Origin of the sequence: Mesorhizobium sp. Root552 (assembly GCF_001427285.1) — a bacterium.
In the GTDB taxonomy this organism is placed as follows: Bacteria; Pseudomonadota; Alphaproteobacteria; order Rhizobiales; family Rhizobiaceae; genus Mesorhizobium.
Window position 1 is genome coordinate 26,137 of record NZ_LMFV01000010.1, and the last position, 18,683, is coordinate 44,819.

Annotated in this window: 19 protein-coding genes and 1 tRNA gene; 8 read left to right on the plus strand and 12 right to left on the minus strand. The window is 57.5% G+C overall.

Annotated features, from left to right (window positions below):
* Window positions 1-30: 30 nt before the first annotated feature.
* The 3 genes from ASD50_RS05725 to ASD50_RS05735 form a co-directional block, all read right to left on the minus strand.
* Complete coding sequence (locus tag ASD50_RS05725; protein ID WP_056237232.1) at window positions 31-690, minus strand: TerC family protein; 660 nt, start codon at window positions 688-690, stop codon at window positions 31-33.
* A 269-nt stretch (window positions 691-959) separates the two neighbouring features.
* Window positions 960-1,415 (minus strand): SRPBCC family protein, encoded by a 456-nt coding sequence (locus ASD50_RS05730; RefSeq protein ID WP_056237233.1) that lies wholly within the window; start codon window positions 1,413-1,415, stop codon window positions 960-962.
* A 114-nt stretch (window positions 1,416-1,529) separates the two neighbouring features.
* Window positions 1,530-2,990, minus strand: coding sequence for an aldehyde dehydrogenase family protein (locus ASD50_RS05735; protein ID WP_056237237.1), 1,461 nt, complete (start codon window positions 2,988-2,990; stop codon window positions 1,530-1,532).
* A 154-nt stretch (window positions 2,991-3,144) separates the two neighbouring features.
* On the opposite strand from ASD50_RS05735, the gene ASD50_RS05740 reads away from it, so the two are divergent.
* The 5 genes from ASD50_RS05740 (at window position 3,145) to ASD50_RS22950 (ending at window position 7,074) form a co-directional block, all read left to right on the plus strand.
* On the plus strand, window positions 3,145-3,933 hold the full coding sequence (locus tag ASD50_RS05740) for an SDR family oxidoreductase (RefSeq protein ID WP_082549503.1): 789 nt from the start codon (window positions 3,145-3,147) through the stop codon (window positions 3,931-3,933).
* Entirely contained in the window at window positions 3,923-5,578 is a 1,656-nt protein-coding gene (locus ASD50_RS05745; RefSeq protein ID WP_056237242.1) for a thiamine pyrophosphate-binding protein, read from the plus strand. The genes ASD50_RS05740 and ASD50_RS05745 overlap by 11 nt, the downstream gene beginning before the upstream one ends.
* Window positions 5,579-5,621: 43 nt before the next feature.
* A complete protein-coding gene (locus ASD50_RS05750) occupies window positions 5,622-5,954 on the plus strand; it encodes a cupin domain-containing protein (RefSeq protein ID WP_056237246.1) in 333 nt (110 codons plus the stop codon).
* Between the two features lie 86 nt (window positions 5,955-6,040).
* Window positions 6,041-6,727, plus strand: a complete 687-nt coding sequence (locus tag ASD50_RS05755) for a GntR family transcriptional regulator (protein ID WP_200952380.1) — start codon at window positions 6,041-6,043, stop codon at window positions 6,725-6,727.
* A 119-nt stretch (window positions 6,728-6,846) separates the two neighbouring features.
* Window positions 6,847-7,074, plus strand: a complete 228-nt coding sequence (locus ASD50_RS22950; RefSeq protein WP_056237249.1) for a hypothetical protein — start codon at window positions 6,847-6,849, stop codon at window positions 7,072-7,074.
* A gap of 556 nt (window positions 7,075-7,630) precedes the next feature.
* On the opposite strand, the gene ASD50_RS05765 is transcribed toward ASD50_RS22950, so the two are convergent.
* The 4 genes from ASD50_RS05765 to ASD50_RS05780 all read right to left on the minus strand — a co-directional run bounded on the left by ASD50_RS05765 (window position 7,631) and on the right by ASD50_RS05780 (window position 11,411).
* On the minus strand, window positions 7,631-8,527 hold the full coding sequence (locus ASD50_RS05765) for a hypothetical protein (RefSeq protein WP_056237253.1): 897 nt from the start codon (window positions 8,525-8,527) through the stop codon (window positions 7,631-7,633).
* A gap of 5 nt (window positions 8,528-8,532) precedes the next feature.
* Window positions 8,533-9,678, minus strand: a complete 1,146-nt coding sequence (gene rffA, locus ASD50_RS05770; RefSeq protein ID WP_200952381.1) for a dTDP-4-amino-4,6-dideoxygalactose transaminase — start codon at window positions 9,676-9,678, stop codon at window positions 8,533-8,535.
* Between the two features lie 99 nt (window positions 9,679-9,777).
* Window positions 9,778-10,434, minus strand: a complete 657-nt coding sequence (locus ASD50_RS22300) for an acetyltransferase (protein WP_082549505.1) — start codon at window positions 10,432-10,434, stop codon at window positions 9,778-9,780.
* Between the two features lie 506 nt (window positions 10,435-10,940).
* On the minus strand, window positions 10,941-11,411 hold the full coding sequence (locus ASD50_RS05780; RefSeq protein ID WP_056237259.1) for a RidA family protein: 471 nt from the start codon (window positions 11,409-11,411) through the stop codon (window positions 10,941-10,943).
* Between the two features lie 131 nt (window positions 11,412-11,542).
* Between ASD50_RS05780 and ASD50_RS05785 the strand changes: the two genes are divergently transcribed.
* Window positions 11,543-12,511 (plus strand): helix-turn-helix transcriptional regulator, encoded by a 969-nt coding sequence (locus ASD50_RS05785; RefSeq protein WP_056237261.1) that lies wholly within the window; start codon window positions 11,543-11,545, stop codon window positions 12,509-12,511.
* A gap of 197 nt (window positions 12,512-12,708) precedes the next feature.
* Here the strand turns inward: ASD50_RS05785 and ASD50_RS05790 are convergent.
* Window positions 12,709-12,796: transfer RNA gene (locus ASD50_RS05790), tRNA-Ser, on the minus strand.
* 158 nt (window positions 12,797-12,954) lie between these two features.
* Between ASD50_RS05790 and ASD50_RS05795 the strand changes: the two genes are divergently transcribed.
* The gene (locus ASD50_RS05795) at window positions 12,955-13,590 is read left to right on the plus strand and encodes a tyrosine-type recombinase/integrase (protein ID WP_156464955.1); all 636 of its coding nucleotides are present in this window, start codon (window positions 12,955-12,957) and stop codon (window positions 13,588-13,590) included.
* A 67-nt stretch (window positions 13,591-13,657) separates the two neighbouring features.
* On the opposite strand, the gene ASD50_RS05800 is transcribed toward ASD50_RS05795, so the two are convergent.
* From ASD50_RS05800 to ASD50_RS05815, 4 genes are all read right to left on the minus strand, one after another.
* Complete coding sequence (locus ASD50_RS05800; protein ID WP_056237267.1) at window positions 13,658-14,668, minus strand: HlyD family secretion protein; 1,011 nt, start codon at window positions 14,666-14,668, stop codon at window positions 13,658-13,660.
* Window positions 14,669-14,677: 9 nt separating this feature from the next.
* The gene (locus tag ASD50_RS05805) at window positions 14,678-15,955 is read right to left on the minus strand and encodes a glycosyltransferase (RefSeq protein WP_056237269.1); all 1,278 of its coding nucleotides are present in this window, start codon (window positions 15,953-15,955) and stop codon (window positions 14,678-14,680) included.
* Window positions 15,952-17,310: a hypothetical protein gene (locus ASD50_RS22955; RefSeq protein ID WP_156464956.1), complete on the minus strand. Its 1,359-nt coding sequence runs from the start codon at window positions 17,308-17,310 to the stop codon at window positions 15,952-15,954. Before ASD50_RS22955 ends, ASD50_RS05805 begins: the two co-directional genes overlap by 4 nt.
* A gap of 252 nt (window positions 17,311-17,562) precedes the next feature.
* Entirely contained in the window at window positions 17,563-17,985 is a 423-nt protein-coding gene (locus tag ASD50_RS05815) for a hypothetical protein (RefSeq protein WP_056237277.1), read from the minus strand.
* A gap of 128 nt (window positions 17,986-18,113) precedes the next feature.
* Here ASD50_RS05815 and ASD50_RS05820 point away from each other — a divergent pair, with 128 nt between their 5' ends.
* Entirely contained in the window at window positions 18,114-18,671 is a 558-nt protein-coding gene (locus ASD50_RS05820; RefSeq protein ID WP_056237280.1) for a hypothetical protein, read from the plus strand.
* Window positions 18,672-18,683 lie beyond the last annotated feature (12 nt).

Here is an 18,683-nt window from a genome sequence, read left to right on the forward strand (position 1 = left end):
CGCCGCATGGATACGCTTTGCCTTGGTCGTCTAGGCGAGGGCAACGCTGAGGTGTGGCCAGACCTCCACCGTGCCGCGATAGATCATGTCGAGCGCTACATAGAGGATGATGAGCAGGCCGACATAGGCGATCCAGCGATAGCGATGCAGGAGCCTGGCGATGAAGGATGCCGCCAGGCCCATCAGCGCGATCGAGAGGACGAGACCGATGACCAGCACGGTGAGATGGTCGCGCGCGGCGCCGGCGACGGCCAGCACGTTGTCGAGGGACATGGAAACGTCGGCGATGACGATCTGTGTCGCCGCTTGGCCAAGTGTCTTCCGCCTTGCCTTGCCGGCCACCACCCTGTCGCCATCCAGGTCGGCGTCGGATAAGGCTTCGGTCGCTTCGTGTTCATCTTCGTGCGACGTGCGCAGTTCGCGCCACATCTTCCAGCAGACCCACAGCAGAAGGATGCCGCCGACGAGCAGGAGGCCGAGTATCGCAAGGAGCTGGACGGTGATGATGGCAAAGCCGATGCGCAGGACCGTCGCGGCGATGACGCCGATCAGGATTGCCTTCTTCCGCTGCTCGGCGGGCAGGCCTGCGGCAGCGAGCCCGATGACGATTGCGTTGTCTCCGGCCAATACAAGATCGATTGCAATTACCTGCAGGAGCGCGGTGAACCCTGCCGCTGTGAAGATTTCCATTGCTTGAAAGCCAATCTGAGGTGGTGAGACGTGATATGACGGCCTAACGCGCGATATATGAGCGCGTCAAGGGTTAGTGCCTTCAAGCGCTGGCATCCGAAAGAACATCAGTCGTGCTGGGCCTTGGAAATCAAGGCCGTTGCCGATCTCAATTGCACCTTTTGCTAAGTGACGTGTCGGCTGGGCAAGTTTGATTTACAGCCTGCGGAGCGGCCAAGCCTTGCCGGCTTGCACCTGCTTTACAGGCTGCTTCCTCTTGCCGTTCGCCGTCAGCCCTGCTCGGAAATGGTCTTGTTGAAATTCGAAAAGAATTCACCAGCGAGCTTTTTGGAGGTCGAAACGATGAGGCGGCTGCCGAGTTGTGCGATCTTGCCACCCACGTCGGCGCGAGCCTGATACTTCAACAGCGTTTCATCCGGGCTGATCGCGGTCAGGGCGACATCGGCACCCCCCTTGGCAAAGCCTGCGATGCCGCCTTTGCCTTCACCCTGGATGGTGTAGGAGTTTGGCGCCTGGATGTTGCTTAGCGTCACTTCACCGGCGAACTTGGCTTTGATCGGACCGACTGCGAGTACGACGGTGGCCTTCATGTTGTTGTCGGAAGTCTTGACCAGATCGGTGCAGCCCGGGATCGAGGATTGCAGGATTTCCGGCTCGTTGAGCGCAGCCCAGACCTTTTCAATCGGCGCCTTGATATGCTCTTCGCCTTCGATGACCAGTGACATGTTTTCTCCTCCTAGGGCATTTTCAGGATGGGTCGACGCGAACGCACCGGCATGGCCAAGGCGGCATGAGGGCGTTCGCGGTTGAGGGCGCGGTGCCAGTAGGCACCGCTCATTTCAGCCCGGCAGGGGATGGTGGATGGCGATGTTCTTGACCTGCTGGTAGGCGGCAAGGGCCTCGAGACCCTTTTCGCGGCCATAGCCGGACAGCTTGTAGCCGCCAAACGGGAACTCGACATCCAGCCCCACCCCAAAGGAGTTGATCCAGACCTGTCCGACCTGCAACCTCGATCCGACACCCAGTGCCTTGTCGATGTTGGAGGTATGAATACCTGCCACAAGGCCGAACGGAGAATCGTTCGCCCCATCGATGGCTTCTGACGCGGTGTCGAAGGGGATCACGGTGAGGATTGGGCCGAAGATTTCCTCGCGCGCGATCTGCGTGCTGTTGTTGGCGCCTACGACCAGGCCTGGGCGCACGAAAGCGCCGTTTGCCAAAGCAGCCGCCGTCGGAACGTCAGCGCCAAGCAGCAGTTCGCCATCCTTGCGCGCGATATCATAGTAGCGCTCTACATCCGACTTGTGCGACCGGCTGATCAGAGGCCCCATGTCCGGGTCTTCGACACCTGCACCAAGCGTCATCGACTTGATGCGGGCATGCAGCTTCTCAACGACCTTGTCGTGAATGGAACGCTCTACAAAAAGGCGCGTGCCGGCATTGCAGACCTGGCCGCAATGCGTGAGGAAGCCACCTGCGATGATTGGCAATGACCTATCGAGGTCCGCATCGGCAAACAGGATCTGGGGTGATTTGCCGCCGAGCTCCATGTTGCATGGAATGGCGTGAGACGCGGCGGCGACCAGCACGCGCTCTCCGGTAGGCACCGAACCCGTGAACGTTATTTGGTCGACGCCCTTGTGACGCGCCAGCAGGTCGCCTGCGACGGAGCCGCGACCGTTGACCAGATTTACCAGACCTTCCGGCAATCCTGCCTCCTGGCAGATCTTGACGAACTCATAGGCAGTTACCGGCGTGTCGGCGGATGGCTTGATGATGACCGCACAACCGGCAGCCAGGGCAGGGGCTACGCCACGGGCGATAAGCTGGAACGGGTAGTTCCACGGGATGATGTGCAAGCTTACGCCGATACCTTCCTTGACGGTCCAGTCCGACCAGTCCGGGCCAAGCGGAATCGAATTGCCATGCAGCTTATCTGCGGCGCCGCCGTAGAATTCGAAGAAACGGGCGGAGCAATCGACTTCCCAATAGGAGTCGCGCAGCGGCTTGCCACTGTCCATGCTCTCTTTACGCGCAATCTCGTCGCGCTTCTGAAGCATCAGTTCCCCGATGCGGTGAAGGATACGCCCGCGCTCGAAGGGGCGCATACGCCGCCACGGGCCATTGTCGAAAGCTTCGCGGGCAGCCGCGACTGCCATTTCCACTTCGGCCTCGCCTGCGCGAGCAAAGGTGGCAACCACTTCGCCGGTTGCAGGGTCCACAGATTGACCGATGCCGTCCGAGCCTTCGCTCAGGACCTTCGTGCCAACCACAATAGGAATAATGACGCGTTCGTTCACGATGGGTCTCCCTGAGAAGTGGGTGCTTCAAGCTTGCTTTCTAATGAACATCAAACAATTTTGTATGCAACAGAAAAAAGATTGTCTACATAAATTGACAACATGCTCACACGTTGGTAGCCAAATCTAAAGGCAAAATGGGAGCGCTTTCTGAATGGAACTCGGACTAAAAGGGCGGCGTGCACTGGTAACGGCGGCGTCACGTGGCCTGGGGAGAGCCTCAGCACTCTCGCTCGCGGCTGAGGGTGCTCGTGTGGCGGTTGCAGGGCGCAGTGTTACTGCGATGCAGGATCTTCTGGCCGAGTTGAAGGAAGCCGGTGCTGCCGACGTTCTGGCCGTTCCGATGGATTTGACCGACCGTGCGACGCTCAAGCCGGCAGTCGATGAAGTGGTGGCCAAGTTCGGCGGGCTCGATATTTTCGTCGGAAACACGGGCGGGCCGGCAGCCGGACCTTTTCTTAGCGTTCCGCGCGAGGGCTGGGAGCAGGCATTGAATGAAAGCCTGCTGCCATTGGTGGATCTCTCGCATGCTGTTCTGCCGCATATGCGGGCCGGTGGCTGGGGCCGAATCATCTTCGTGACGACAGTGGGCGTGAAAGTTGTTCAGCCCAACATGGTTCTGTCCGATTCCGTGCGTCTCGCGGTTGTCGGCCTGGCCAAGTCGTTGTCCATCGAGTTCGCCCATGAGGGCATCATGGTCAATTGTCTGTGCCCGGGGCCCTTCGCCACCGACCGCATGGAGTACCTGGTCAAGTCCAGCATGGAAATTGACGGCCTCGACCGCGCTGCCGCAGAGGCGGTTTGGTTGGCTGAAGTACCAGCCCGCAAGTTCGGGGACCCAAATGATTTCGGCGCGATGGTGGCCATGCTCGCATCCGAGCGTGCCGGTTTTATCACCGGAACAGCCATTGCCCTCGACGGAGGAAAGTCTCGTGCATACTGATAACAAGCCTCAGAAGAACGACCGCATGGATGGAGGCGGGGCTATTGTCGCCTGGCTGAAGAATGCCGGCGTCAAGAATGTCTTCTCGGTTTCGGGCGGCCCGATCAACGCTGTCTATCGCGCCTGTGCGAACCAGGGGCTTCCGCTTATCCATGCTCGCCATGAGGCGGCGGCCTGCTTCATGGCCGAGGCGCAGTCACGCGTAACCGGCAAGGCCGGCGCTGCCGTTGTCACGCTCGGCCCCGGTGTCACTAACGCCGTGACGCCGGGTTTGGTGGCGACGCTCGCCGGCACTCCGATCATCATCGTTGGGGCAAAGGCGGGAACCAAGTCCGACGACCGCGGCGCGGGCATGGCCTACGACGTTTTGCCGATCATGAAGAATGTGACCAAATGGGCGGCGCGCTGCACCGACCCCAACCGGTTGCAGGAATATCTCGACATGGCTTGGCGCAATATGTGGGCTGGCCGTCCGGGCCCGGTATTTCTCGAAGTTCCATCCGATATTCTGTCGACGCCGCTTGCGTCCGAGGCGATCGGCACATGCCCGCCACTTCCCGGCACGCCCGGCGTTTGCGCCAGCGATGCCGATGCGGCGATCAAGCTGCTCGGCAACTCGAAGAAGCCGCTTTTGATCTTGGGCGACGAATTGTTCTGGCACCGCTCCGAGCGTCTTGTCGAGACCATCGAAAAGCACAACCTGGCCTTTGCCACCATGCGGTTGGCCCGGGGTATCGTCAGTGAACGTCACCCCAACTGGTTTGGTCCCGCCTACATACCCTGCAATGCGACATTGAAGCAGGCGTTGGCGGACACCGATTGCATCATGCTGCTGGGTCATCATTTCGAGTTCGACCTGGAGTTTGGTGACTCGGTTGGCGCAGGCGCCCGCATTATTCAGGTCTGCTCGGATCAGGAACTTCTGCATCGTAACAAGCGGGCCGATGTTGCAGTTGCCGCTTCACCAGCCGCTTTTGTCGAAATACTGGCCGGTCTGCCAGCGTTGAATACGGACAAGGCCTGGAGTTCCGGCCTGGTTGCGGCATGGAACAAGGAGCACGCAGCGCAGCTTGGCCAAGGCGACGCCGCAGGTATCCACCCGATTGCCGCCGTCGATGCGGTAAGCGAGGCAGCGCCCGACAACACCATCTATGTGACTTCCCATGGCAATATCGACTTCTGGGCTGATGCGCGCCTGCGCATTTCCGCTCCGGGCCGTTACCTGAGGGCGGGCCAGTCGGGGGCTCTTGGGGCCGAAGTGCCCTATGGCGCCGGTGCGAGCTTTGCCGACCCGAAGGCGCCTGTGGTGGTCTTCGTGGGAGACGGAGGCGTCGGCTTCCATATTTCCGAGTTGGACACGGCGGAACGGTACGGCCGCGCCTTCATCATCGTCGTGCTCGACGATGAGATGTGGGGCGCAATAGCGCTACCGCAGGAGCAGATCTTTGGCGAGACCTACGAAATGACCCTGCCGCGCCGCGACTGGACCAAGGTTGCGGAAGGATTGGGTGGGCGAGGTTATTTCGCCCGCGATCCCGCCGAAATCAAGAAGGCTCTGGGCGATGCCATAGCCAGCGGCAAGCCGGCAATCATCCAGGTGCCCGTGCGCAGCGTGATCAGCCCATACATGGCCTACATTTCCTAAGGCACTCACTTAAGCCGGTTATTCAAGATATTGAGGAAACGACATGAATATATGGAAGAATGGCAATGCCACCGGCATTACCCCGCCTAATCACTTCGGCGGCTTGAACGTTCTCGATATCGTGCCCTTTCAGGGAAGCAATTTCTGCGTACAGGTGTCCAAGGCGCCTGTCGGCGGCGGCGGCGAGCTTCACCATCACGACGACTGGTCTCAGGTTTTCTACGTGGTGGAGGGCCAGATGACTTTCGATACGGGCAAGGAGCGCTTCACCCTGACGAAGGGAGAGTCAGTACTGTTTGAGCCGGGTGACCCGCACTACACGGTCAATGAAGGCAAGGATCAAAGCATGTGTCTGGTGATAACGGTAAAGCAGTAGTCTTGAATGACTATATGAACGGCGCTTGCATCAAATCTGGCAAGGATGCATCTAGCATCGGAATACGACAGATCGAGGAGGCGGCATTGAGCGAAGTCATCAACGGTGAGAAAGAGGCCAGGCTTTCGACAGACGGTCTCGTCCGGCTGCTCGAGGACGACATCCTGAACAGCATCCTGAAGCCCGGCGATCGGCTCGACGAGCAATCGCTGGCACGCCGCTTCGAGGTTTCCCGTACGCCGGTACGTGAGGCGCTCCGTCATCTTGCGTCGAGCGGCCTGATCGAGATCCGGAAAAACCAGGGCGCTACGGTCAAGCGGCTGACTACGGCGGAGCTGATCGAGATGTTTCAGGTGATGGCGGAGTATGAAGGGCTTTCGGCGCGGCTTTCGGCGCGGCGGATGACCACCTCCGAGATTGCCGAAATGCGCAAGTGGAACAAGGAATGCGACGCGTTGGCGAACAAGGAGGACCACGACGGGTTCTATGCCGCCAACAATCTGTTCCACGAGACGATCTTCCGGGGTTCACGCAATGAATTCCTGCAGGAGGAAAGCCGGAAGCTGCGCAACCGCCTCAATGCTTATCGCCGTCATATCACGACGCAGCCAAGGAGCATGCAAAGGTCGGTCGTTGAGCATAACCGCATTGCAGACGCGATAAAGGCCGGAGACGAGGACACCGCCCACAACCTGATGCGACAGCATGTCGATCTTGTTGCCGGCAGGGCGGCGGACGTGTTTCTGGCCCTGGAAAGCGAGATCGCAGAATAGCCAACTAGCCATCCGGCTGGAAGATCGAGCCGTCCGCGCCTGCTGGCACGGGCAGGGGAAGGTATTGTCCGATGATCCGTCGGGAGACGGAACGTGCATGAGGATGTGAGGAACTGCAAATGAAGCTTGTCGAAAACCGCTCGTCGAAGCGCAATGCTCCGCTTAGCAAGGAAGAAGCCACGATCGTGGGAACTGGCGCGGCGGCAATCGTACGCGAGTTCCTGCCCGCTTTCCCGATCTATGCGGCAACCCCGCTTGAAAGCCTGCCAGGGCTTGCGGCCGAGGTCATGGGAATAGGTCCATCCGGCGTCGCCGATCGGCCCAATATAGACAAATCCAACTTTTAGCGGTTCGTCCGCTGCCTGTGCCACCCCTGTTGCGGCACCAAGACCAAGGCAAAACACTGCTGCCGCCAATTTTCGCGCAAAACTTCCAAACATGATTTCCTCCCAAACTAAATTGCATGCACCTAATGTATATTTCGTCCACATATTGATAGTTTATGTATTCAATCTAGCATCGATCGATACAGAAACAAGATCGATTTGTGCGGAAACAGCAATCAATAGTTAGGCAAGCGACTGCCATGAAATTTTCACGGAAGGCGTAGGTTGCACGGGCTGTTTTGTTGTGGGTCGGTTGCTGGGATAGGTGTGCTCGGTTGGTTGCGCAAAGAGCCAAATTTGGGCGCGCGACTGGCGGATGGGATCGGTTCGATTTTCCCCGCCATGCCTTGCGATCCAAAACTAGTGACCGATGAATTAAATTCCGGCACTTCTATGGGTGAGGGCGCAAACGGCCGCGGTCTTCGCCCAGACTGTCCGGCCTTGGCGCGTATCCTTACCGTGGCGTCCTTGCCTCGCTCTGAAGTGCGACCACCCTGTCATGCGGCTTGATGCCGCGTCAGTCGTAGCCGAAGGCGCGCTTTGTCCGTTCTACGAAGTTCCGGACTGTCACGCGTCCCTCCAGTTCGATCTTTCGCAGGTCCTCGGCCAGAAGGTGCCGGGTCTTGATGGCATGGTCCGTGTCGTCCAATCCGAAGGCGACGCCATTTTTCGCGATTGGCCTGTGAGCGGCCCACGCCGCCCGGTCTTGGTAGAAGCCGGGAACCACGATCGGCAGGCAGCCACAAAGCGCAGCAAATTGGGCATAAATCGTCGCCTCATCATAACAGATGAACCGTTCGCATCGGTTGAACTGGTCTGCGATCGTTTCGTGATCCAAGCCGTCCAGGCAAACGTCACGGTCAGGGTCATGCAGGATCGGTTTGTCCGCTTGCTTGCGCACCATGTAGCAGGTGCCATTCCGATCCTTGTTGCCGTAGTCAGTATAGGCCGGATGTACCGAAAAAAGCTGCAGCAACGCTGCGCCCCCGGTGAGGCCGACGTCATCGCTGAAATCACTCACCTTGAAAAATAGGTCATTCGGGCCGAAGCTTGCTGCCGTTCCTCGCAACTTTGGCGGGTACATCAGCCAGCGCACTACACGCTTTGCCCCAAGCGGATTCCCCATGACGACCTCAGGGTAGACAACGATTGCGTTGCGATGCAGGTCATCGGAATGTGCCAGACGAGCTGCAGTGTCCGGCATCATCTTGTACCCGGACTTTCTTCGCGCCATCCGGTGTAAGGCATCTAGGGCCAAAGAACGCGGCTTCGAGCCCATCGGCCACAGGACGGCCCGTTCTCCGATGCAGGCCAATTCGTTCGCAAGCCTATGAAGAAAGATATTTCCGCCGGAACTGTCGCAATACTGGGGCGCGACGATGACATAGGTTGGCCGTTTCGATATCCACATCATCTGCCTTACGGACTAGCGGCGAAGAATGCCGAAACCGCGTCGATCACGAGACCGTACTGCTCCGTGGACATGTTGTAGAAGACCGGAAGCCGCACGAGCCGGCTGCTGTCGCGTGTCGTCACCACATCCTGTCCGACGAACTGGCCGAATTGTCGGCCTGCGGGCACTGTGTGCAAAGGGACATAGTGGGAAACCGCAAGCACACCTCTATCGCGTGCGGCGGCGATGAAGGCGTCACGGTCAGATTCATCGCGCAGTTTAAGGTAGAATATGTGACCCGGTGCATAGGTGCCCGCCGGCATCTCCTGCACCGCTATTCTGCCAGAATCTATAAGGTCGGCGAAGGCAGCCCTGTAGGCATCGCAGATCGATCTTCGCTTCAATGTAATCTGGTCGATCTCGGCAAGCTGCGGCCAAAGATAAGCGGCATTCACCTCGGCCATCAGATAACTGCTGCCGATATCCATCCACTCATACTTACTGACTTTTCCCGCACGAAACGCGCTCCGGTTCGTCCCTTTTTCCCGAATAACCTGGGCGCGGGCAAAAAGCTCAGGATCGCGTACCCAGATCATGCCGCCTTCGCCGCCACTTGTCAGGTTTTTGGTCTCGTGGAAACTGAACGCGGCCATGTCACCAATGGTGCCAAGCGGACGTTCCATCCACCGCCCCCCAACGGCATGTGCAGCGTCCTCAATGACTGCCAAGCCGTGCGCGGATGCCAGGTCCATCACAGCGTCCATTTGGCAGGCGACCCCGCCGTAGTGGACCACGACAATGGCGCGCGTCCGCGCCGTAATGGCAGGCTCGATACACCGCTCGTCAATGTTCATCGTGTCAGGCCTGACATCAACAAACACTGGTCGCGCACCGCGCAGCACAAAGGCCGTTGCCGTAGATGGAAAGGTGAAGCTTGGCATGATCACTTCATCGCCAGGCGACAGATCAAGGAGCATCGCCGCAATTTCCAAAGCATGCGTTCCCGAAGACGTCACCAAGACATTACCGAAACCCAAGTGCTCACTGGCGCGGTCTTCGCATCTTCGGCTGTAGGCGCCGTCCCCGGCCAGTCGTCCGCTGCGTATGGCATCCATGACAAAGCTTTCTTCCGACCCCAGCCTTGTCGCCAGATTGAAAGGAACTGCCATCATGGATTGGCTGGCGGGAGCGCGGTGGGCGGCGTCGCGCCGAAAGCGGCACACGCTGCAGCATCTGTTTCTAGAGCATCTGGTCCGCCCATTCCTACCTCGTTACCGCGGGCCGTAAAGTGGCCGGACGACACGCCCCGGATTCCCCGCAAACAGTGCGCGCGAGGGCACAGTCTTCGTGACCACGGCCCCGGCTGCTATGAATGCTCCGTCGCCTATTTCAATCCGATCAATGATCACCGCACCGGCACCGATCGTCACTTGCTCGCCTAGACGGCAATGGCCGGAAATGACAGCACCGGGATGAATGGTGCTGTAGCTGCCAATTTCTGCGTGGTGTCCGATCGCAACGCGCCTGCCGATGCGGACGTGGTCGCCGATCCGTGTAAACCCGGCGATAACCGTGCCGGAGTCAACAGATACGCCAAATCCAAGCGTACTGCGGCGCGATACGGTACTTGATGGATGGAGTAGCGTTGCGAACTCAAATCCTTGTTCCGCCATTTCAGCAATCCATGCGTTCCGTTTGGTCGTACCCAGAATGCACAGGAGATTATGTGTGCTGCGCAAGTGACCAACGGAGCCGGTCCAGTAGACGGGTCGGCCGAGGATTTCGCGGCTGTCCGCCGCGGGATCTAGATTCTGAACGCAACCAGTCAGACGGACACCGGGCACATCCTCAAATGCATCCAGAAAGACGGCGGCGTAGTCCGTTGCTCCGAGTAGGAGAATAGGCTTTGTGGACTTACTGCTTGGCATTGCGCAGACGGATGTTGCTTCGGATCAACGATAGGGTTTCGGAACCTTGCAACAGCTCGGAAAGGCCGCATGAGCATGAGCAGGTCTGTGGGGCGCTAATGAGTGGTCGCTTAGGCTGCGTTGGACTAACTCCTATTGTCATGTTTTCCGTCACGCCGCCGGTGCCGACCTAAAAATGCGTAACCCGACGAAACATCTTTGCAAGCTACCGGGGGACTCCCGGTGAATCCATAGATATTCCATTAAAAAGATCAGTGTCTGGTGAGCCCTCGGTGCAAAGACCACTTCTTCACATGCCGATGCTGGAAAAGTTGGCGGGCCGAAGCCGATGAAACGGAGAACTACGTCTACGCTATAGCTCTCCAAAATTGATGACGGGACGACCATTTTTGAGGTAGGAAGCGGAAGAGCGGCTTTCAGTTGAACTTTACCAGAAGCCGCCGCCCAACCTTTTCCTCTGGGAATTTTCTCGCGTGTTCAGCCGTCGCACTAGTCCGCCAATCCCTCTATTCCAGGACAACGACCGCTTCTACCTCGAAGAGCATAGGGTCGATTGCAAGCTTGGGAACGGGAACCAGAGTCTGGGCCGGTAGCCTGTCGCCGAACATTGCCGTGACATTCTGTGTCAGCACCCCGAGCTTGGACATGTCATGATCGACCACGAAAACAGTGAGTTTGGCGACCTGATCCGGCCTCGCTCCGATTCCTTCAAGGGCTGCACCAAGGTTCGCGTATGCTTGTGCGACCTGAGTAGCGAAGTCGGGCAATAAGGCCCCTGTTCCGTCAAAGCCGCCTTGCCCGGAGATATAGGCCACCCGCGCATTTGCAGGCACGATAACCGCCGTGCTGTAGCCGTTCGGCGTGGGATCGCCGAGGTTTGGCGGGTTGACGATGGTTAGCTCCTGCGCAGTTGCCGCAGTCGATATTCCCATGATGATTAGTCCTCCAATGAACAGGTGCTTGATTGCGCGTGGCATGATTTTCTGAGTCCCTAGGGGGTCTGAGATATGGTCGGGACGGGCTTCGGTCTGTTGTCTGCCCGTGGCCGACGACGACACATTAGTCGGCCATACCTGTCAATTTGTGTCAGGTTGGTTATGCTCGTGCGATGCGAGCAAGCCGCCTTCTATCCATCCTGACCACGCTGCAAGCGAAGGGACACGTCACCGCGCAGGCGCTTGCCGCCGAGTGCGAGGTTTCCCTGCGCACGATCTATCGAGATGTAGATGCCCTTAGCGCAGCAGGCATCCCAATCTACAGTGTGCAAGGTAGCAGCGGAGGTTATCGGCTGCTTGATGGCTATCGAGTTCGCCTGAACGGCTTATCCTCGACAGAGACCGAGGCGCTATTTTTGGCGGGCCTCACGCGGCAAGCCGCCGACCTAGGGATGGGCGCTGTAGTGGCAAGCGCACGTGCAAAGCTCTTGGCTGCACTACCGGAGGCCATGCGCCCCGGTGCGATGAAGACACGTTTCCACTTTGATGCGCCGGCTTGGTTCGCCGAGCCCGAAACCTTGGACCACCTGCCAGCGATTGCCGATGCCGTGTGGAACCAGCACCCGATACGTATGCGCTACCAAAGCCGGACGACGGACAAGGAGCGGCAAGTCGAGCCTCTGGGTATCGTCCTGAAAGGCGGCGCTTGGTATCTAGTCGCCCAAGTTCACAATGAAGTTCGCACCTTCCGCGTTTCTCGCATCAGCAAGATGATGGTGCTCGATGACCGCTTTGAATATCCAAAGGCTTTCGACCTCGAAGGATATTGGGCTGAGAGCATCCGGCGATATGAGGTGGACCTGCATCCAAATCGAGCGGAAATTCGTCTTTCGCCTTGGGGCATAGACATGATGGAGGAGCTTCTGCCTCCCTACGTCCGCAACGGGGCTGTGATTTCGGAGGAAGCCGACGCACGAGGCTGGAGGCAGGTATCCGTATCGGTAGGCTCCATGGCTCACGCGGCTATGGAGATACTGCGCTTTGGAAAAGACGTCGAGGTAATCGGGCCGCCCGATCTTCGAACCGAAATGGCGAATGTCGTTGGCGCACTGGCAAAATTCTATAATCTCAATGGGAAGTAGCAACACGCTTGACGAAGGTCTGCTTACGGGAAAGCAGTTAAGAGGAACTGACGGCAGACGTTAAGGTCGAAAGTTGCCGTATCGCTGGCCTTCATGATTTATCGGGCTATAGCGTAGAATCGGCAGTTTTATACGCTGATCGGTGGGTGTGCGGTATCGGGGGCAATCTCGCACAATAGAGGGCAATCGGCGGTGATTGGCGGATGGGGTGGGATTCGAACCCACGGTGAGTTGCCCCACGCCGGTTTTCAAGACCGGTGCCTTAAACCGCTCGGCCACCCATCCAACATTGATTTCGTTAGCTTATCTGGTTTTTCGCTAGCCTGCATCGGGGCAGTTGCTACCATTTTGCTACCGAATACCTTTTACGCGCTCGGCTTTACCGCGCTCCGGATCGCCGCGTCAACCTGTTCCGCGGCATCTGCCTGCATTCCGGGCAAAACGTGGCTGTAGAGATCGAGCGTAATGCCGATCGTCGAATGCCCAAGCCGTTCGCTCGCCAACTGCAGTTCCGCGACGGACTCATCCTTGCCCTGCTGTCATTGTGGCCGATCCGGCGCAGAAGCATGGCGGCTCTGACAGTCACTTCCCATCTTATCCGCAGCGGCGCCACCCTGACCATCAACCTGCATGCAGAAGACACCAAGAGCGGACGGTCGGACTCGTTCATCGTTCCAGCCAAGCTGGCTCCCCATCTTGCCCACTATCTCGACTGCGGTCGGCCGCGCCTGGCTCGATGTCAGGCGAGCGACACACTGTGGATCTCCCAGCGCGGCAAGGCGCTCACGGCTGACGCGATCTATCAGGTCGTGCGCCGCCTCACGCAGCAGAGCTTTGCCGAGCCTATGAGCATGCACGACTTTCGACGCGCCGCAGCGACCTCGCTCGCCATCGAAGCCCCTGACAAGATCGGGCTCGCGACCGGCCTACTGCAGCACACAAGGGCCGACACGACCGGGCGTCACTACAATCTGGCCGGGTGTGCTGGCGCGAGCAGGCGGTTTAAGCAGGCGTTGTCAAAGCGGAAAGGCTGCTCGATCCAAAATCATGATCGCAGCGTCAAACACGAAAACACTTGAATCTACCGGCCTTGATGCCGAAATGCCTTTGGTAGGTTGAATCCGATGCTTGTTCTCGACCCTGAAGTTACCTCACCCAGCAAAAGCCTAGTGCACAGCCGCTTACCGTCACTTTCTGGGAAACGGCAAAGGGGTTGGAGCCTTCGAGCTTCACGCGAAAGAGCCGGGATCGGTCACGCGGCCGAAACAGGTTTTGAAACTCGTCAGGTAGCGCGTCCGCAACAGCAAGAATGCTATCTATCCGTCCCTTGGTCGTTTCACCGCCGCTCCTGATGGTCACCACGGTTCCTCTCTTCAATTGAAAGAGGTACTGATCCGGCAGATATGCCAGGACATAAGCGGTATTGCCGTTGATCTGTAAAAGCTGTTCTCCAAGTTGGACAACTTGGCCGGGCATTGGCACCTTGACTCCGATAACGCCGGAACTGGCCGCTTTCACGTTTCCATCTGCATAGATATTTTGTAGCTGCTCCATCGCTCGGTTCGATTGAACCCGTGATTTCGCAACCAGTGCAAGCTCGCTCTCTATCGACACCTCTTGGCTGGAAAGCTCGGCCAACCGCTGTGCCGCATTCAAACTATCTTGCAGCGCGGAATCGCGTGTCGTTAGGGAAACCAACCCCCGACCGGAAACCTTGTCGAATTTTTCGACAGTACTGGTCGTTTCCCTGGCGTTGCGCTCGGCGAGCGGCTTGACTGTTTTGATGACGTTCAACTGTCCGCGCAACTGACCTTCGCGAACAGCCAACTCACCATCTCGAAGCGCAAGATCGGCAATTTCCTTGACCATGGCGAAGGATTCCAGCCTCATGAGAGGGGCTCCTTCTTCGACATGATCACCTTGCTTGACATACACCTCGACGATCGTTGCAGTATAACTGGCGTCGACCGCCCTGATATCGGCCAGAACTATTCCATCTGCCGACAAGACAACCACATTGCCAAAAAGATAATAGAGGAGGGACCCGAAGAACGTGGTGATGAGGCCGATATAGACCAAGCGCCCCCATTTTGCCGAACCGGCGCGCTGCTGTGTCCCAAGATTGTCTACCCGTATGGCCTTGCGCAGTCGTTTCATGGCGGTGCCTTACCAAGGCCTGACGAGGCGAACTTTCAGCGGGGTGTAGTTATCCCGGTGCGAACCAGAAAACACCCACTCATCGAGATAGGCCAACAAGCGGACGGGTCGCATCAGGTATGTCGCAAAAACGGAATACCCTGGAAGGAATATAAGGTTGTGCCAGAACACCTTGCGCCGCGTCGTCCAGGCTGCAACGGCCAGAATGAGCATGTCCACGCAGAGGAGTCCAATCTGCATGCCAAGGAGTATGGCAATTGCAAATGAACCGAACTGCGCGAAAAGCCAAACGACGTAAATGGGAAAGACGAAGGATCCCACTACATTGAACAGCAGAAAATCCAATTGGTGAACCACTTCGGTTCCGCGAAATGACTTGTTCCACGGAACCAAGAGGCGCCGGTGTTTGCGAAAGCGAATCCAGAGGGCGTCACGTTCCCAGCGAAGACGTTGGCGTATGTATTGGAATGCAGTGGCGGGAACATCCGTGTAGCAAAGCGCCTCAGGTGCATAGACGATCTTCCAGCCGGCACAGCGCAGTCGCATTGTCGTGTCCAGATCCTCGCCACCGCCCACGTCAAACCCGCCGACATTCGCCAAAGCCGATCGCCTGAAGGCGCTGAATGCACCCGAAGCACAAACAACCTGATCGACAGCGTTTGCGATGCGCTTTCCTACGGAAATGGATTGGAGATATTCGATCTCCTGAAACTGAGTGATAAGACTGGCGTTGCTGTTGCGAGGGGCGATATCTCCACATACTGCACCCACGGCCGGATCGGCAAAAGGTTCGACTAGGTGCTGAATTGCATAGCGGTCGAACGAACAGTCGCAATCCACGTTGATCACAATCTCGCCCTTGGCTACGGAACAGGCAAGATTGATACCGCTGGGCTTTCCGCCACGCAGGTCGGTAGAAACGATCCTCGTCGCGCGGCCTGCCTTCACCAGTGAACGGGCAACGCCACTCATTTTATCCGCAGAACCATCGCTGACGATAACGATCTCGAAGGACGAAAAAGATTGTTCCCGAAGCGATCGAACACACGCTTCAAGGGCGCCTTCTTCATTGTGTCCAACCAGAACGATACTGACGCTCGGCGCACGACCCTCGCCGCGGTCTGTAGAGATGGACCTATCTGTCGCCGCGCGCATCGTCAGCCCTGCCGCGATAAACGGCAGAATGTATCGAGGAACCTCAAAGATCAGCGTGTACCAGAAAACGAGCACAAGGCTCGCCGTTGTCTGGGCAAGGAGAAAGGCAAAGCCGAGTTCGATCTCCGTCAACTTTTGCCCCGTCGGGAGCGAGCGAGCACCCGAACTATTGGCCGCAATCTGTCGCTGAGCACGTCTTCACATTGTTGCAGAAGCCGTTGCGTGCGACCAAACGTGCTTGCCTCATAACCATTCACAAGCAGGTATTCGCAATCGTTTCCGATGTGCAGCGACACTTCGTGATCGCCCAGATTGTTCGCAAGATTCTCGATGAAAAGCGTACGGAGCTTTTCAAAAACCAAAGCTCCCCGGGTTTCGCACAAAACATCTTGCGCTTCATAGCGGACCTCCAGAATAGCAAGCGGAAGGTGGCTGGAATTGTGGCGCAAACGATCGACTGCAGCTGTCAAGGACGTCGGCAAATCTCTCAGGCCGAGAGGTTTGACATGGCTGGTCAGCAAAGCGATCGCATTGTCCGTGAGATCGTAAGAAAAGAGGTCCGTACACCTGATCGATTGCCCATCTGCTCTTGCATTGCAGTCAAGGCAAACAAAGCCAATTTCCGGTTCGGAACTTGCCGCCGTGCACTGCCGGCAAACCTGCGTGACCCCCGGTTTGTCATAGTCCTTGCCGTAGTTTCTGAGCTGCTTTCTGCATTTGGGACACACCAAGGCCGAGCCCTGACGGAAGTTGTCTTCGGCCTCCAGAGCGGCACAACTGTAGTGATGCAAAAGAGCAACCTCATGGAGGTTTGCCGAACGGCACGCGGGACATTCCTCTCTGACTAAAAGCCGGCGTGACCCGCACGCGCCACATTCATGCAGGCGATCGAAGAATGTCTTCTTCAACAATCCTCGACGTACCAGACCCTCTGCCAGGGGGATGGTCACACGAGCCGGCGGATAGCCAGGGTAACATACGGTTTCCGGTATCGACGCGCTATATTGAGCCGCGAGGGTCCGGCCGGAGACGAATGAATGCGCGAGAAGCTCCATCTCTGGGGCTGCAGGGGTGGCGAATGCAGGTCCTAGTTGTCGGCGCCGTTCCCGGAAATCAAGGATGCGACGCGCAGTTTGTGCCCAACTATCGCGATCGGCGATATCGAAGCGGACATCCGCAAAGTCTGTCGCACGTCCTGTTAAATCGATGATTGGAACAAGCATCGAACCCGGCGCCGCCCGGAGATCATGCAAGACTGATGTTCGTGACGGGTCTGCGAATACAATCGCATCGACGTGGTGGTGGGACGTGTCGAATATAAGCTCCAGAAACTTCTGATAAGGCAGCGGAAGCCCAGGGAGCCACCCCACTTTGGGCCGGTCAAAAAGCCCCATACCATGCCACAGCGCTAGGCACTGCTGAGCAACGTCATTGGTTTCAACCGGCAGGGATCTAAGGGGCAGTTCTACAACCGTCGATGACAACATCACCGCGGACACTCCATAGTCGGGTTCCATTGAAAACCCGACAATTTGTCCGGCGTCTTCGCAGGAGTGTCGAATCGGCTAATGGATGTATTTTATTACCATTTAAAGCTAGTCCAATTTGGGTAAGCTTACTCTCCGGAGGCGTGCGCAGATCGGATTGATATGCTTGGATATCGCTTGCGGAATATTGCGACCACTCTCGGCATTTGACGCCGGATGTCTCGCAACCCTTGGCGAAATACATGGAAATTCTCACTGCCTTCCTGAGCATGCCGCCCGCAGGCGTTCGATAGCTTGATTGGCATGGCTTCGAGCAATCCCACGCACCTTGTCGTGTAGCGTCTGGTCACCACCGGAAAATTGGATTTCTTTAAGATCGCGATCGATTTGCATCACGAAATAGTCGAACGCGATATCCTTGTGCTTGATTGTGCGCAGTGCGTAGTCAAGGGCAATTGTAGCCAGAATTCTTCCAGCAAGCGCTTCGCCACGCATCTCAGCCAATTGATCAAGAACATCATCCATTTTCGCCTCAGCGCCAACAACCAGTCCGTATCCAGGAACCCGCCAATTAGCGACTTGGCCCATATATCTCGAAATGAGACATGTCCTGCGCCCTTCATCATTCCTTACGGATTGCTCAGCAAGATTCAGGCCAACCTTGACTGCAACCATCGGTTCTCTTTTGCGCTGCCAGAACCGGGAATCCTGGAAGCCGGGCGGTCGAAGCAGGCCGCCTGCTGCCCGATTTAATGGTTGATTTAGCTTCCTGGTCCATTCTCCGAAGAAAATCGGAGGTCGTTATGCGTCGCCAGACTTTTGCAGCTGTCAGCTTCCCCCTTCTTCTGATAGGTCTGCTGATGGCGGAACGCATTGCGACCTTTTTCCTTGGGCTGCATCCATCGAGCATGGCTTTGTGGGCAGCTTCGGTAGAGCTTCGTGCACTGTGCCGGGTAATCACCAACTGGCTTGAACTCGCAACCGGCGGACACCTGATACTACAGACCATCCTGATTGCGGTCGTTGCCATTGCTATTTGCCAACTGGCTCGGACGAGGCACGGCTCGGCTGTTTCCTTCGTCGTCAATCACGGCGCATTGTTGACGGTAGGGGCTGCAACAATGCTTGCCAACGGAGCCAGTTTTGCCAGCGTGGATCCGGTTGCTTCTGCACCACTCAGCTTCGTCCCGTTCCAAAGCCTGCATGTCGGGTGGTTACATGGCGTCGTTTTCGCCATTGGCCTGATGGGCTGCCTTTCATGCCATTACTCTTACCTGGCTAAGGCGCGCGGGCGCGAACGCGCCGTCAAGGCCAGACTCACCGAACTCAGCCTCGGTCTTGAGGGCAGGCGATTGGCTTGACGAAATAGGCTT